At 61.8% G+C, this 15,003-nt stretch carries 15 protein-coding genes; 6 read left to right on the top strand and 9 right to left on the bottom strand.

Annotated elements, in window-relative coordinates; all coding sequences use genetic code 11:
* Positions 1–40 precede the first annotated feature (40 nt).
* From ACT6Q8_RS06805 to ACT6Q8_RS06780, 6 genes are all read right to left on the bottom strand, one after another.
* Entirely contained in the window at positions 41–832 is a 792-nt protein-coding gene (locus ACT6Q8_RS06805; RefSeq protein ID WP_444734592.1) for a GIN domain-containing protein, read from the bottom strand.
* A gap of 102 nt (positions 833–934) precedes the next feature.
* Positions 935–1,705 carry a GIN domain-containing protein gene (locus ACT6Q8_RS06800; protein ID WP_444734591.1) on the bottom strand — a complete coding sequence of 257 codons (771 nt, stop codon included), beginning with the start codon at positions 1,703–1,705 and terminating at the stop codon, positions 935–937.
* 180 nt (positions 1,706–1,885) lie between these two features.
* Complete coding sequence (hisS, locus tag ACT6Q8_RS06795) at positions 1,886–3,265, bottom strand: histidine--tRNA ligase (RefSeq protein WP_444739359.1); 1,380 nt, start codon at positions 3,263–3,265, stop codon at positions 1,886–1,888.
* Positions 3,266–3,344: 79 nt separating this feature from the next.
* Entirely contained in the window at positions 3,345–3,746 is a 402-nt protein-coding gene (locus ACT6Q8_RS06790) for an STAS/SEC14 domain-containing protein (RefSeq protein ID WP_444734589.1), read from the bottom strand.
* Positions 3,747–3,875: 129 nt separating this feature from the next.
* Complete coding sequence (locus tag ACT6Q8_RS06785) at positions 3,876–4,196, bottom strand: hypothetical protein (RefSeq protein WP_444734588.1); 321 nt, start codon at positions 4,194–4,196, stop codon at positions 3,876–3,878.
* Between the two features lie 201 nt (positions 4,197–4,397).
* Positions 4,398–4,925, bottom strand: coding sequence for a pentapeptide repeat-containing protein (locus ACT6Q8_RS06780; RefSeq protein ID WP_444734587.1), 528 nt, complete (start codon positions 4,923–4,925; stop codon positions 4,398–4,400).
* Between the two features lie 171 nt (positions 4,926–5,096).
* Between ACT6Q8_RS06780 and ACT6Q8_RS06775 the strand changes: the two genes are divergently transcribed.
* From ACT6Q8_RS06775 to ACT6Q8_RS06755, 5 genes are all read left to right on the top strand, one after another.
* The gene (locus ACT6Q8_RS06775) at positions 5,097–7,277 is read left to right on the top strand and encodes an ATP-binding protein (protein ID WP_444734586.1); all 2,181 of its coding nucleotides are present in this window, start codon (positions 5,097–5,099) and stop codon (positions 7,275–7,277) included.
* 108 nt (positions 7,278–7,385) lie between these two features.
* On the top strand, positions 7,386–8,453 hold the full coding sequence (locus ACT6Q8_RS06770; RefSeq protein ID WP_054166138.1) for a homocysteine S-methyltransferase family protein: 1,068 nt from the start codon (positions 7,386–7,388) through the stop codon (positions 8,451–8,453).
* Positions 8,454–8,506: 53 nt separating this feature from the next.
* Complete coding sequence (metH, locus tag ACT6Q8_RS06765) at positions 8,507–11,188, top strand: methionine synthase (RefSeq protein WP_444734585.1); 2,682 nt, start codon at positions 8,507–8,509, stop codon at positions 11,186–11,188.
* A gap of 282 nt (positions 11,189–11,470) precedes the next feature.
* Positions 11,471–11,908 (top strand): type II RES/Xre toxin-antitoxin system antitoxin, encoded by a 438-nt coding sequence (gene parS, locus ACT6Q8_RS06760; protein WP_054166140.1) that lies wholly within the window; start codon positions 11,471–11,473, stop codon positions 11,906–11,908.
* Positions 11,905–12,345 (top strand): RES family NAD+ phosphorylase, encoded by a 441-nt coding sequence (locus ACT6Q8_RS06755; RefSeq protein WP_444734584.1) that lies wholly within the window; start codon positions 11,905–11,907, stop codon positions 12,343–12,345. The genes parS and ACT6Q8_RS06755 overlap by 4 nt, the downstream gene beginning before the upstream one ends.
* Positions 12,346–12,424: 79 nt before the next feature.
* On the opposite strand, the gene ACT6Q8_RS06750 is transcribed toward ACT6Q8_RS06755, so the two are convergent.
* Entirely contained in the window at positions 12,425–13,276 is an 852-nt protein-coding gene (locus ACT6Q8_RS06750) for a hypothetical protein (protein ID WP_444739358.1), read from the bottom strand.
* 227 nt (positions 13,277–13,503) lie between these two features.
* Here ACT6Q8_RS06750 and ACT6Q8_RS06745 point away from each other — a divergent pair, with 227 nt between their 5' ends.
* A complete protein-coding gene (locus ACT6Q8_RS06745; protein WP_444734582.1) occupies positions 13,504–13,677 on the top strand; it encodes a hypothetical protein in 174 nt (57 codons plus the stop codon).
* Between the two features lie 27 nt (positions 13,678–13,704).
* On the opposite strand, the gene ACT6Q8_RS06740 is transcribed toward ACT6Q8_RS06745, so the two are convergent.
* Together ACT6Q8_RS06740 and ACT6Q8_RS06735 are read right to left on the bottom strand one after the other, a co-directional pair.
* Positions 13,705–14,052, bottom strand: a complete 348-nt coding sequence (locus tag ACT6Q8_RS06740; RefSeq protein WP_444734581.1) for a HepT-like ribonuclease domain-containing protein — start codon at positions 14,050–14,052, stop codon at positions 13,705–13,707.
* The gene (locus tag ACT6Q8_RS06735; protein ID WP_444734580.1) at positions 14,042–14,359 is read right to left on the bottom strand and encodes a nucleotidyltransferase family protein; all 318 of its coding nucleotides are present in this window, start codon (positions 14,357–14,359) and stop codon (positions 14,042–14,044) included. The genes ACT6Q8_RS06740 and ACT6Q8_RS06735 overlap by 11 nt, the downstream gene beginning before the upstream one ends.
* Positions 14,360–15,003: the final 644 nt, after the last annotated feature.

Raw genomic sequence — 15,003 nt, 5'->3', positions numbered from 1 at the left:
GACACCCGACCGTTGCTGTTCCGGACTGGCTGGTCGCGGCCTACCCGGAAATCTTCTTGCCATTGACCCGCACGCTGGCCAGCCCGGAAGAGCTGATGCGGCGGTCCTTGGCCTCGCCATCGAAATTGACGGAGCCGAGGCCGGACACCGACACGTCCAGCAGATCGACCTTGCCGTCATTGAGATCGACATCGCCGACGCCACTGACCCTCACGGAGACGGGGCCATTGACGCCGGCGACATCGACATTGCCGAAACCGGCGATCCTGATATCTGCGCCCTGTCGCACGGTGCCGATATCAATATCGCCCGCTCCGGCGATGTTCAGGTCCAGCTTGCCGGCAATATCGCCGGTATGAATGCCGGCGGCCCCCGCCACATCGATGCGGGCGCTGGTCAGCCGGCCGGTCTTGATGTCTGCCGCCGAGCGTATATCCGCGGTCAGCGCACCATCCAGGTCCCCCACGTCCAGCTTTCCGATCATGTCATCGACATGAATGGACGCCCCCTTGGGCAGGGTGATAGTGATGACGACATCATGATCGTCCACGTTCCAGTCACGTTTCTTTTCCGCCGGACGCGACCGTGCAACCACGACACCGCCCTCGCCCGCCCGCGCCGACAGCAGCGGGAACTCAGCGGGATCGGCATCAATGGTGACGGTCATGCCCTTGGCGGAGGGATCGACGGTCACCTTCACATCCCCGATCACATCACGGACGATCAGCGTCGATCCATCGAAACGCTGCGGTTCGGATGTTTCCGCCTGTGCGGCCCCCGTCAGGGCGCCAAGGGCGATGCCGGCAAAAAGCATGAAAGCGGATTTACGCATGATCAAAGGCCCCCCACGGCCCAGGTTGTGGGCAAAACTTCCCCGTTTCCCGCCACCGTCTGCGGCGGGATGGCTCAATCACTGCGAGATAGAAAGGCGACCTTAACTGCTCCGGCCCGTCACGCGGACATTGCCGGAACCGGACTGATCGATACTCTGATTGCGGGCAACACCGTCCAGCAGCAGCGAGCCGGAACCGTTAATCTCCACCGCCAGCGGATCGGCAACGCCGGACTGGATACGGATATCGCCGGACCCGTTGATCTCGGCATTGATGGGGCCATTGGCATGGGCCAGCGTGATCTCGCCCGACCCGTTGATCTCCAGCGCCGTCTTGCCGCTGGTACGCCCCGTGATGACGGAGCCGCTGCCATTGATCTCCACCTCGATATCGCGATCGACATCGCCCAGCTTCACATCGCCCGACCCGTCGATGCCGATGCTGGCCGTGGACACCCGGCCCACGCTCAGCGTGCCGGAATTCATACCGTCAACGGACAGGGCACCGCGCAGGTCACCGACCGTCCCCTCCCCCGTAAAGCCATCAATCTCCAGCTTGGTGCCGGCGGGAACGGTCAGGGTGACGGTGATCCAGTCATCCTTATCGCGCCAGCGGCGGTCGCGCGGGCTGTCCTTCTGATGGATGACCAGATCGTCGCCTTCCTTCTTCACCTCAACCAGCTGTACCCAGTGGTCGGGGCCGGTGACACTGGCCGTCACCTTGGAGGCGCCGGCATCCACCTTCACCTCCAGCCGGCCCACGACATCCTGCACCGTCACCTCACGGGCGGCATAATCCTGCGGCCCGAACGCCAGCGCCGGCAAGGCCGTCAGGGTCAGGGCAGAGGCGAACAGGGCGGCTTTCAGCGACATGATGGTCAGGCTCCGATTTGATCGGTTGGTTCTGACCTGAATACAGCAACACCCGTGCCAACCCGGAAAACGGCGGAAATAGGTGGGGGATAGGGTTCGTCGGTGCGAAATATGGCGACGAAGTGGCGAAAACCACCATCCACAGCGCGGATTAGGCGAAGCCGTAATCCGCGCAACACCTCACCCAATCGCCCCCTTGAACCAGCCCACCAGTTCCTCGACCTTCACGGCAACTTGCGTACCGGCCACCATGTCCTTCACCAGGACCTCGCCCTTGGCCTTCTCATCGCTGCCCATGATGACCGCATAACGGATACCGGCCTTGTCGGCATATTTGAACTGCTTGGCCGGCTTGTCGGGCGACAGGTAGATCTCGGTATTCACCCCGCCCTGGCGCAGGGCGGCACCGATGGCGAGATAGTCGTTCAGCAGGCTGGGATCGAACTGCGTGACCAGGGCCTGCACGGAACTGTCGCCATCCTTGACGATCCCGGCCTGTTCCAGCGCATAGAACAGGCGCGTCAGGCCGATGGAGATGCCCACGCCCGGCAGCTTCGACTTGGTGTAAAGCCCGGCCAGATTCTCATACCGCCCGCCGGAGCAGACGGAACCCAGCGACCGGTGATCGGTCAGGAACGTCTCATAGACGGTACCGGTGTAGTAATCCAGGCCACGGGCAATGGCCAGATTGATGCGCCAATGCGTCTCCGGCACGCCGAACGCGATCAGGGCGGCCACCACCTGACGCAGTTCCTCCACCCCTTCCTTGAACAATTCATTGTCCAGGCCCAGACGGTCCAGATGGGTCAGCGTGTCCGCCGACGATCCGCTGAACCCGATCATGTCCAGCACGCTGGCAGCCTGCGCCGCAGACAGGGCAATCCCGTCTGCCGTCAGCAGGTTCAGAACATCCTCGCGCGACAGCTTGTCCAGCTTGTCCACCTGCCGCAGCACCAGGATGCGGATGCCGGGGTCGGTCACCCCCAACGCCTCGAACATTCCCAGCAGGATCTTGCGGTTGTTGAAGTTGATCTGGAACGGCCCGACATTCAGTTCCGTGAACACGGAATAGATCACGGCGGGCATTTCCGCGTCATAGGCGACGGGCAGGCTGTCCTTGCCGATCACGTCGATATCGCACTGATAGAATTCGCGGTACCGGCCCTTCTGCGCCCGCTCGCCGCGATAGACGCGCTGCATCTGATAGCGGCGAAAGGGGAAGGCCAATTCGCGCTCATACTGCGCGACATAGCGGGCCGTGGGCACCGTCAGGTCGAAGCGCATGGCCAGATCGGGCTTGTGCCCCTGTTCGATGGCGCCCGTCGACTGCACGAAATAGACCTGCTTTTCCGTCTCCCCGCCCGACTTGGACAGAAGCACGTCCGCCACTTCGAATACCGGCGTCTCCAGCGGGATGAAGCCGAACCGTTCGTAATTGCGGCGGATCGTGTCCAGCATGCGCTGGAAAGTGACCTGACGGCGCGGCAACAATTCCATGGTGCCGGCGGGGGTGCGGGGGGTGATCAGGGCCATGTCGGTCGGTTCCGGACGGGATTTCAACAATCTGTCCAACCTTTTACCGGTCCGCCGCGCCGCCCGCCAGCCTCATCGGCGGCAGGGGCGCCATGCCCGAACATCCTCAAGCACAGGCGCTGGCCGGGCTTTGCACCAGCCAGCGAAGGGCCGAGGCCTCGTCCTTGAAGGCACGATGCTTGGCACCCGGATAGAAACTGGCCAAGATGACCAGGAAGCGAGGATAATTGTCTGGCAGAAGATAGGCGCAGCGCACGCTCTGCTGGTTCGTCAGGGTCCAGGGCGCATGCCGGCGCAGATCGCGGATCATGCCCCAATCGACGGACCCCGTGAACCGGCGGATATCCACCAGGACACGGTTGTCTGGCCGCAGCAGCCGATCCTCCACCGCCAGTTCCATGGCCATCTCGATATCCGTCGGCGGCACATCACCTGCCAAGAGGAAACAGAGAAACCCCTCGCTCAACGCGATGGAGATGTAGCCTGATCGGTGACCTACGGAGAACATGCCAGGGCAATCTGCTGACCGGAAAAGCGGCGCGCACTATGACTTCCACCACCCAATACGTCAATAACGGCGTGGATAAATTATACGATCATTCCTGAAACTCGCTTCGGATTTCCGACGAGTCAATTGTCACGCGGCCAGATTCCGTGGCAGGAGCGGATCACCCCGCAGCCAGGCGCGGGCCGCCCCTTCATCCCGAAAGGCATTATGATGGGCGCGGGGATAATGACAGGCTGTAACAGCCATCAGGGCCAAACCCTCCTCCCGCAACAGATAAGCCAGCTTCGTGCCCGCCCCATGCACCCAGGGGGCATACCGACCCATGCGGCGGACAACGCCCCAGTCAATAACACCAACAAATCGGCGCAGATCAATCAGAACAGACCGGCAGCCACGGTAGATGCCCAATTCATGCCCGATCTCAATGGCCAGATCGACATCGGCCGGCATCACTTCACCCGTGACAAGCAAGGCAATGACATCATTCTGTCTTGAGACAGTAATAAATCCTGCACGAAAGCCGACAGAAAACATCAACACAGTCCCGCGTCATCCGAAAGCGTCGGGAGGATTGCTCAGACCAGCCAATTTGTCAAAGTTAGCGGTAATATATTATGCGCATTGCTGCCGTGAGACATCAGGGACCCCTGATCAATGGCACTGCCCGACCGACCCCTCACCGCACAGCCGGCCATCGGCCCAACGGGCACCCGCCAGATCGGCATTGCGCAGGTCGGCCCCATCCAGCTTGGCCCCTGTCAGGTCCGCCCCCTTCATGATGGCGCCCACCAGCTTGGCATTACGCAGATCGGCATTCTTCAGGCTGGCCCCGGACAGGTCGGCGCGCGTCAGGTCCGCCTCGATCAGGCGGGCGCCGTCCAACACCACCCGGTCCAGCCGCGCCGACAGAAACTTGGCGCGATAGGCATCGGCACCGGTCAGGGTCGCCCCCGACAGGTCGCTGCGCTGGAACGTCGCCTCGCGTAGCATGGCATGGGACAGCAACACGGATTTCAGATCACGCCCATCCATGTAGCAGCGGCGCCAGTTGACACCATCGGCGGCGGCATCGGTACAGGCGGCCATGGCCCCACCGGCGCCAACCACCAGGGCGATCAGCAGGCCGGTCAGATGTTTCAGGGTGGCGGCGGGTACAGGTGGCGGGTTGGTCTTGTTCATGCCATGAAAATAAGCAGCGCCCCCGGCCTGCGCAACCGGCGGCCCGGAAAATGGTGTATTTTCTGTAAATGGATGGCGGTACCGGCGTTCGCGCCGATTGCAACGCCGCCGCGACTGTCGCAAAGTCACAGGCAGGAAACGTCTTTTGCGGGATAGTGCGGAAATATGGCCGTGCAGCGTTATTTGGGCCATTCCGGTATGATGCGCTGGTTCTGGGCGCCTCTTGTCGCGACATTGATCCTTTCATCCCTGTGGGTCGGCCTGTCCGCCGCCCTGACCCAACGTCCGCTGGCCGTGGATGGCGTGCTGGATCTGCGCGGCTGGGATTTCCGCCATGACGGGCAGATTTTCCTGGAAGGCGACTGGCAGTTTTGGCGCGACCGTCTGGTCAATCCGGCGGAGATCACCGACGGCTCCGCCCCGCCGCCCGCCCTGCTGGACGTGCCCGGCCGCTGGACCAGCCAGAAGGTGAATGGCGTACCGCTGAATGCCGAAGGTATCGGCACCTATCACCTGCGCGTGCTGCTGCCCAAGGATGCGCCGCCCCTTGCCATGCGCCATAATCAGCGGTTTGTGGCCTGGAACGTCCTGGTCAATGGCGAGCGCTCCGTCTATGCCGGCAATGTCGGCACCGACGCCGACAGCACCGACAGCGCGGGGCAGAAGGCCATCTCCGCCGTCGGCCCCATCGATGGGGTGCTGGACATCACGGTGCAGGTAGCGGCCTTTGGCGGCTATGGCGGCATTCCGCGCGCCCTGTTGCTGGGTGATGCCGACAGCATGTATGGCGACTGGCAGCAGGAACTGGCCTTCCGCACGGCCTTCCTGTCGGTCTGCCTGTCCATCGGCGTTTTGTACCTGATCCTCTATGTCCTGCGCCCACGTGACCGGGAATGTCTGGTCTTTGCCGTCATGTCGGTGGCCATCGCCCTGGTGCAGCTGACCTCCAACACGCCCTTGGGCAGCGAGGTGCTGTATTCCCTGCCGGGGCAGCTGCTGGGTTTCCTCAACAATGTGATGTTCCCCTTCGTCTGGCTCTCCTGTCTGGCCAGTGCGGCCCTGCTGTTCCCCGGCTCCTTGCGCAAGGGTCTGGCCTGGCCGTCCTTCCTGTTCATTCTGGCAGTGCCGGTGGCCAGCCTCTGGACCCTGCAATTCCCCTGGCTCTTGACCTGGACGGCCACCATCGGCCTGATCCTGGCCCTGATGACCCTGATCGCCGCCACGGGCACGGCGGCAAAGCAGCGGCAGCCGCTGGCCCTGCCCATGGCCATCGCCTGGACCGTGCTGGGCGTTTCCAATCTGGCCCTGGTCCACCGCGTCGGCTTCACCGGCATCATGGAGGCCGGATACTGCTTCATGCTGTTCCTGCAGGCGGCCCTACTGATCGACCGGCTGCGCCACATGCTGGATCAGGCCAAACAGTCGAACGCCCGTCTGGCCGCCCTGAATGGCGCGCTGGAGGATCAGGTCGCCGACCGGACAAAGCATCTGTCGGAAACCGTTGACCGGCTGCAACTGGCGCAGGATCGGCTGGTCCAGTCGGAAAAGCTGGCCAGCCTGGGCCGCCTTGTCGCCGGCGTCGCGCATGAGGTGAACACCCCCGTCGGCACCGCGCTGACCACCGCCACCCATCTGGCACAGCAGGTGGAAGCAGCCGAGGAGGCGATGGCCGCCGGCACCATGACGCGCCGGCAGCTTGCTGATTTCCTGACGGAGGTGAAGGAGGCGGCGAACCTGCTGACCACCACCGTCGAACGCACCGCCGCCGTGGTGCAGAGCTTCAAGCAGATCGCCACCGAACGTTCGGATGAAACCCGCCGCCGCCTGGACCTGCACGACCTGCTGATGGAACTGCGCCCCGCAATGGAGGTGCGGACCGATGCGCCGCATGTGCGCTTTGTGATGGAAAGCAAGCCGGGTCTGGTGCTGGAAACCAATGGCGGCGCCCTGACCCAGGTGCTGGGCCAGCTTCTGTCCAATTGCATGGACCATGCCTTCCCCGGCGCACGCCCCGGCATGATCCGCGTGGCGGCCAGCCTGACGCCCGATGGCGCCGTCGATCTGCTGGTAGAGGATGATGGCGTCGGTATTGATCCCGATATCCGCCCCCGCCTGTTTGAACCCTTCACCACTACGGGCCGCGCCGATGGGCGCACGGGCCTGGGCCTGCACATGGTCTATACGCTGGTGGCCGGCCCCCTGGGCGGCACCATATCGGTGACCGACCGCCCGGATGGCGGCACGCTGGTGCAGGTGCGCCTACCCGCCACCCCCCGGACGGAGGCAGAGGCAGCCTCCCCTCCCCCCATCCCCAGCGTGGGCGCTGCCGGCATGTCAGCCATCATCACATAAAGATATCTTTATGTTTGCATGGGTGATGCCCCGGCGGTAGAACCAATGCCAGGGGTGCTGCGCCTGCGCCCGCCGGTTTGGGTGTTGCATGATGGAGGGCTTTATAAGATGACCAGGGCTGAACGGCTGTCCCGGCTGCGCGACATTGCGCGCCAGCGTATCCTGGTGATCGACGGCGCCATGGGCACCATGATCCAGCGGCATAATCTGCAAGAGGAAGATTACCGCGGCACGCGCTTTGCCGACTGGGCCCATGATGTGAAGGGCAATAACGACCTTCTGTCGGTGACCCAGCCCAAGATCATCTATGACATCCATGCCCAGTATTTGGATGCCGGCGCCGACATCATCGAAACCAACACTTTCAATTCCACCAGCATTTCACTGGCCGATTACGGCATGGAAAAGCTGGCCTACGAGCTGAATTTCGAAGGCGCCAAGCTGGCACGCCAGGCCGCCGACGTGGCAGAGGCCGCCGACCCGACCCAGCCGCGCTATGTCGCCGGTGCCCTTGGCCCCACCAACCGCACGGCCAGCATCAGCCCCGTGGTCACCGACCCCGGCTTCCGCAATGTCGATTTTGATGAGCTGCGTCTGGCCTATAAGGAACAGACGGCGGGCCTGATCGATGGCGGGTCCGACCTTCTCATGGTCGAAACCATCTTCGACACGCTGAACGCCAAGGCCGCCCTGTTCGCGATTGAGGAAGTGCTGGAGGAAAAGGGCCTGGACCTGCCCGTCCTGATCTCCGGCACCATCACCGACCGCTCGGGCCGCACCCTGTCGGGCCAGACGACGGAGGCATTCTGGAATAGCCTGCGCCATGTGAAGCCCTTCTCCGTGGGCCTGAACTGCGCGCTGGGTGCCGATCTGATGCGCCCCTATATCCAGGAACTGTCGCGCATCGCCGACGTCTTCGTCTCCGCCTACCCCAATGCCGGCCTGCCCAACGAGTTCGGGCAGTATGACGAAAAGCCCGAACATATGGCGTCCGACCTTCAAGGCTGGGCCAAGGATGGCCTGGTCAACATCGTCGGCGGCTGCTGCGGCTCCACGCCCGACCATATCCGCGCCATCGCCCAATCGGTAAAGGGCCTGCCGCCGCGTGAGCCGGCGAACCCTGAACGCTCCATGCGCCTGTCGGGCCTGGAGCCGTTTACGATGCCGGCCTTCTGATCCATCCTTCCGTCCCCGCCCCTGCCCTTCCCTTTCAGCGACAGAGCCAAATCATGACCGCCCCCCGCACCGCCAGCTTCATCAATATCGGCGAGCGCACGAACGTCACCGGCTCGGCCAAGTTCAAAAAGCTGGTCCTGGACGGGAACTATGAGGCCGCACTCGACGTCGCGCGCGAACAGGTGACCAACGGCGCGCAGGTGATCGACGTCAACATGGACGAGGCGATGCTGGACAGTGAGGCGGCGATGGTCCGCTTCCTGCGCCTGATCGCGTCCGAACCCGACATTGCCCGCGTGCCGGTGATGATCGACAGCTCCAAATGGAGCGTGATCGAGGCAGGCCTGAAGAATGTGCAGGGCAAGCCCATCGTCAATTCCATCTCGCTGAAGGAAGGCGAGGAGCTTTTCGTCGCCCAGGCCAAGAAAATCCGCCGCTATGGCGCCGCCGTCGTCGTCATGGCCTTTGACGAAAAGGGCCAGGCCGACACCCGCGCCCGCAAGCTGGAGATTTGCAAGCGCTCCTACGATGTGCTGGTGAACAAGGTCGGCTTCCCGCCCGAAGACATCATCTTCGACCCCAACATCTTCGCCGTCGCGACGGGCATCGAGGAGCACAATAACTACGCCGTCGACTTTATCGAGGCGACGCGCGACATCCGCCGCGAATGCCCCGGCGCCCATATATCGGGCGGCCTGTCCAACGTCTCGTTCAGCTTCCGCGGCAACAATACCGTGCGCGCCGCCATGCATTCCGTGTTCCTCTACCACGCCATCCCGGCGGGCATGGATATGGGCATCGTCAATGCCGGCGAACTGCCCGTCTATGACGATATCCCAGAGGAACTGCGGGAACGGGTGGAGGATGTGATCCTCAACCGCCGCGACGATGCCACCGACCGTCTGCTGGAGGTGGCCGACAAATATAAGGGCGGCGAGAAGAAGAAAGCCGCCGACCTGTCCTGGCGCAGCCTGCCCGTCAAGGAACGTCTGGCCCACGCCCTGGTCCATGGCATTGATGAGTTCATCGATACCGACGTGGAAGAAGCGCGTCTGGCCGCCGAACGGCCCCTGCACGTCATCGAAGGACCGCTGATGGATGGCATGAACGTGGTGGGCGACCTGTTCGGCGCCGGCAAGATGTTCCTGCCGCAGGTGGTGAAATCCGCCCGCGTCATGAAAAAGGCCGTGGCCTGGCTGCTGCCCTATATCGAGGCGGAGAAGGATGGCGCCAAGTCCGAACCGGCGGGCCGCGTCCTGATGGCCACGGTCAAGGGCGACGTCCATGATATCGGCAAGAACATCGTGGGCGTGGTGCTTCAGTGCAATAATTTTGAGGTGGTGGACCTGGGCGTCATGGTCCCCTGCGCGCGTATCCTGGAGGAAGCCAAGGCCCATAAGTGCAACGTCATCGGCCTGTCCGGCCTGATCACCCCATCGCTGGACGAAATGGTCTATGTGGCGCGCGAGATGCAGCGCACCGGCATGAAGATGCCGCTGCTGATCGGCGGGGCCACCACGTCCAAGGTCCATACCGCCGTCAAGATCGACCCCAACTATGACGGCCCCGTGGTGCATGTGCTGGATGCCAGCCGCGCCGTCGGCGTGGCGCAAAGCCTGCTGAACCCCACCAACGGCCCCGTCTATACCGCCAAGACCAAGGCCGATTACGCCGCCATGCGCGAGGCCCACGCCGCCAGCCAGCTGACCCGCAGCCGCCTGCCCTTCACCCAGGCCCAGGCCAACGCCCTGAAGCTGGACTGGGCCGGCTACAGCGCACCCCAGCCGTTGAAGCCCGGCGTGACGGTCTTTGACGATTACGATCTGGCCGAACTGGTCGCCCGCATCGACTGGAAGCCCTTCTTCCAGGCCTGGGAACTGCACGGCAATTTCCCCGCCATCCTGGACGATGACAAGGTGGGCGAAAGTGCGCGCGCGCTCTGGGCCGATGCCCAGGCCATGTTGCAGCGGATCGTGGGCGAAAAATGGCTGCGCGCCAACGCCGTGGTGTCGCTCTGGCCCGCCAACAGCGTGGGCGACGATATCGAGCTTTACACCGACGCCACCCGCACAAAGGTGCTGGACCGGCTGCACATGCTGCGGCAGCAGATGGCCCGCGATCCGGGCCGGGAGCGGGCGAACCTGTCGCTGGCCGATTACATCGCACCGAAATCCAGCGGTGTGGCCGACTGGATCGGCGGCTTCGCCTGCACCGCCGGCATCGGCCTGGACGAACGCGCCAAAGAATTCGAGGCCGCGCACGATGATTACAGCGCCATCCTGCTGAAGGCCCTGGGCGACCGTCTGGCCGAAGCCTTCGCCGAACGCCTGCATGAACGCGTGCGTACCGAGCTGTGGGGCTATGCGGCGGGTGAGACCCTGACCAACGAGCAGTTGATCGCCGAGGAATATCGCGGCATCCGCCCCGCCCCCGGCTACCCCGCCTGCCCCGACCACACGGAAAAATCCACCCTGTTCCGCCTGCTGGACGCCACCAACATCGCCGGCATCACGCTCACCGAAAGCTTCGCCATGCTGCCGACAGCCGCCGTCAGCGGCTGGTACTTCGCCCACCCCGACGCCAAATATTTCGGTGTCGCCAAAATCGAACGCGACCAAGTCGCCGACTACGCCACCCGCAAGGGCATGAGCCTGCCCGACATGGAACGCTGGCTGGCCCCCAACCTGAACTACGACCCGGATGCAGCGGAGCGGGCAGCGGTGACGGCGGCGTAAAGCCCCCCACGGCACCACTTTCCGCCCCTCGCCCACGAAAGTGGGAGAGGGAGGGGCCCGTCGGCGCCCGCCGACGGGAGGGTGAGGGAACCCCGCCCCCCAACCTCCTACACCCTCCCCCACTACCAACCGTCATCCCCTTGATAAGCCGGGACCCAGCGTCAGGCGCGATCAGCGCCGACATGACTCCTGTCCCCGTCCACACGCCCCATCCGCCCCGGACCTTGTCCTTCACCTCGCAAGATGCCATATTGCATAGCGCAATTTGCGGAGGGGCAGACCATGACCGACCTGACACTTCAGGACCGCCAATGGGAAATCGTCGGCAGCCTCTTGGGCTTGGCCGAACGCCCGGCATCTGACCTGGATGCCATGCGTCTGGTCCGCAACCGCTTCTCCCCCGACGTCATCGCCCGCCTGGGCCGGGCCGGGATTGATTTCGGCATCCTGCACCGCGTCATCCCCCGCCGCACCCTGGAACATCGCCGCCAGCGGCAGGAGCCGTTAACCCAGGAAGAAAGCGAACGCGCCTACCGCGTCGCTAGCATTCTGGCCCTGGCCGAAACCGTCATGGGCGACCGGCAGAAGGCCCTGTCCTGGCTGACCTCCCCCAAGCGCAGCCTGGGTAACGAGGCCCCGATCGACCTTCTCGACACCGAACCCGGTGCGCGGGCAGTGGAAGAACTGCTCTACAGCATCGACGAGGGCTACTTCGCGTGATCCTCTGGCGGATCAGCAACCATGCCGACCTGCGCGGCATCGGCGGCCTGAAAGCCGCTGGCCGCTGGCACAGCCGGGGCCGCCCCATCGTCTATCTGGCCGAAAGCCAGCCCGGCGCCTTGCTGGAGGTGTTGGTCCATATTGAGGTCACGCGGGTCGAGGACCTGCCCACCCATTACACCCTGTTGAAAGTCGTCGGCGACGCCCCCATCACCGACTGCCCCGCCCTGCCCGACAATTGGGTGGAGAACTCGGCGGTCACACGGCGGGTTGGGGATGAATGGCTCGCCAGAGGCGAAACCTGTCTGCTGCGCGTCCCCAGCGCCATCATCCCCGGCGTCTGGAACCTGCTCCTGAACCCACTGCATGCAGACGCCGGCGGGTTCAGGATTGAAGAGGCCATGCGGGTGCCGTTTGATCGGCGGTTGTTTGCGTAGAAGTAAGTAAAATTAGAATAATTTTGCAAGGTATTAAATTTTAAGTATATTACATATATTGGATTTTATATTATAATATTCATAGTACTTCACAAATTTTTTTCATGTCTTGTAAGGTTTTCGAAATTTCATTTATTGAATTATCTAAAAATTCAAGGAAATCAACAAAGCGCCCGCTAGGTAATTCTATTGACAATTTGAATAAGTTATCATTTCTTATATCTCGGTGATAGATCCTCTCTATTCTTCGACCAACTCTATTCAAATTTTTCAATGGTATACGAAAAATTTCAGAGGAAGACCAAATAAATACTGCACCCCCAATAATATCTGGAATTGCAGGGTGAATATCATGCAATATATTTACGGGGATAGATGTAATTGTTAGAGCTGGCAAGATCATTCTATGTTTATCAAGGTTGTTTAGCTCATTAACAGACCATAGAACCTCATTACCTAACTTGAACGGTCGAGTTGATACAATAAAATTATATAGCTCTATTGGCCCTTTGTCTATTTCACACTTTTGCATCCTTGACTTCAAATTTAACTCATCGGCCGAAAATGGAAATTGTATACTTCTCCTGTTTTCAACCCTATTTTCAAGGACTCCGTAAATTGCTACATCAAGAGATGATCTAATATTGTGAAATATGTCGCCAACTACTGCTGAAACAGCACTGGGTATTGGAGACAGCAAGTGTGCCTTAACTATTGTATTCTCCTTTTCGTTATCATAACACACACGCAGCCTAAAGGGAGACGAAGCCACATAGTTCGACAAGATACCGTGAAGCTCTTCGTAATGACGCTTGGCTCTTGCCACCTTTAAATTCGCCGCCTCAAACCCAGAAAGACAACGAGTTTGATCAGACTGAATATTGGATCGATTTTTGACCACAACAGCCTCCACAGAATAAATCTCTTTCACGATAACCAATATAATGTTTTCGAAGATATTACAATTTTTCATTGATCGCCAAACCAAACCACCCTAGATGGCCCAAAATCGGCCCAAATTGCATCACCATTACCCCCTTCGGTTGTTAATTGATTCATTATTGCATGTTGACGGCAGCCCGGCAAAGGCCCTTCCACTCTCCCGTCCTGTCTGCCACCCTATCCCGGTTTGCGACAGGATATGGGCGGGGGCGGATCATGGATGATACGACGCATCAAAACACCCCACCCTTGCACAGCGGTGGGACAACCACCGCCCCACCCGCCCCCACCTTCAAGATCGGCTTCCTGAAAGGCAAGCCGGGCACGCCCCTGGACTTTCTGGAACCAATGGACCTGGAAGAGTTGAAACGGTGGGAGTCCGGGCAATGACCGCGCCAAACTGCGGCACTCACCCGCTTACCCGCCCAGCGTCCCGACCACCCTCACACAAGCCGCCCGCAACGCCGGTAAATCACTGCTCAAGGTCAGCCAGATACGATCAGGGCTGATGGCGTCATAGCCATGGCGCAGGTGGTTGCCGATACCCCTGATATCGGCCCAGGGCATTTCGGGTACAAGCTGCGGGGCCAAGTCCCCCAGCTTTACCGCCGCCTCGCTGATCCGGGACAGACAGCGTTCGACCGCGTCGATTGTTTTCTGATCCTGGCGAAAGCCCGCCGCATCCATCCCGGCGATGTAGCTGTCGATCCGGTCGATATTGTCGATGATATCCTGAAACCGCTGCCGGGGCCGTTCAGAAGGCACTGACCGCCTCCCGCAGCACCCGTTCCCGCATCTCCGGCTTCATCGCCGCCGCCTCGGCCACATCGACCGGGCGGCCCAGCAGGCGGGAGAGGTCGTTCTGGATGCGGACGATGCCCAGCAGTGACACGGGCGTGGCGGGGTCGATATCGAGCAGCACATCCACGTCGCTGTCGGCCCCTGCCTCCCGCCGGGCCAGCGACCCGAACAGGGACAGATGGCGCACGCCCAGCGCCCGCAACGCCGGCTGATGCCGGCGCAGGCGGTTCAGGACCTCGTCGCGGTCCATCGGGTGGGTGTTGGCGTCCATGCATCATCATAGGCGACAAGCGGCGAAAAAGGTCAAGCCACCGCCCGCCCTGACTCTGTCCGCCCCACCCCATCCATGATAGGCTTTTCATCCTATCAACCACTCCGGCACTACACCCATGCAAGCCGCCTCACCCCCACCCCATCACCCCGCATTGCGGCATCCAACCCCGGCGACCCGCACCCCCATCCGCAGTGAAACATCCCTTCACGGCATGTTGCACAGCGTTGCGCAGGAACCGCTGCACCCCACCGGTGAGACACAGAATTCGTGTTTCACAATGTTGCACAGGCCCCACCCACCTCGCCGCGTCCGGTGCAACATCGGGCCTCGGCATGTTTCACAGGGTTGCGCAGGCAGGCCGTCCCGCCCCCATCCGCCTCACCCGCCCCGCAACAGAGACGCATTTTATGTTTCACAGCGTTGCGCAGACGCCGCCCACCGCCGTCCGCGAAACCGCACCCGCAATCGTGTTTCACACTGTTGCACAGGCCCGCCGCACCCAAGCTCCCACCAAATTCCCACGGCTCCCCCGCTTTAACCATGGCCGCAGTGCAACATGGGGCGTAGCATGGTGTTTGCGCCCTTGGTCGGGTCGGGCGCGGTCATCGTGCCCTGCGCGGGGAACGGTCATCAAGACAGCA

This window comes from Niveispirillum sp. (assembly GCF_052437035.1).
GTDB lineage: Bacteria > Pseudomonadota > Alphaproteobacteria > Azospirillales > Azospirillaceae > Niveispirillum.
The sequence above is the reverse complement of the archived record's forward strand: the minus strand, read 5'-3'. Positions and strand labels throughout refer to the sequence as shown.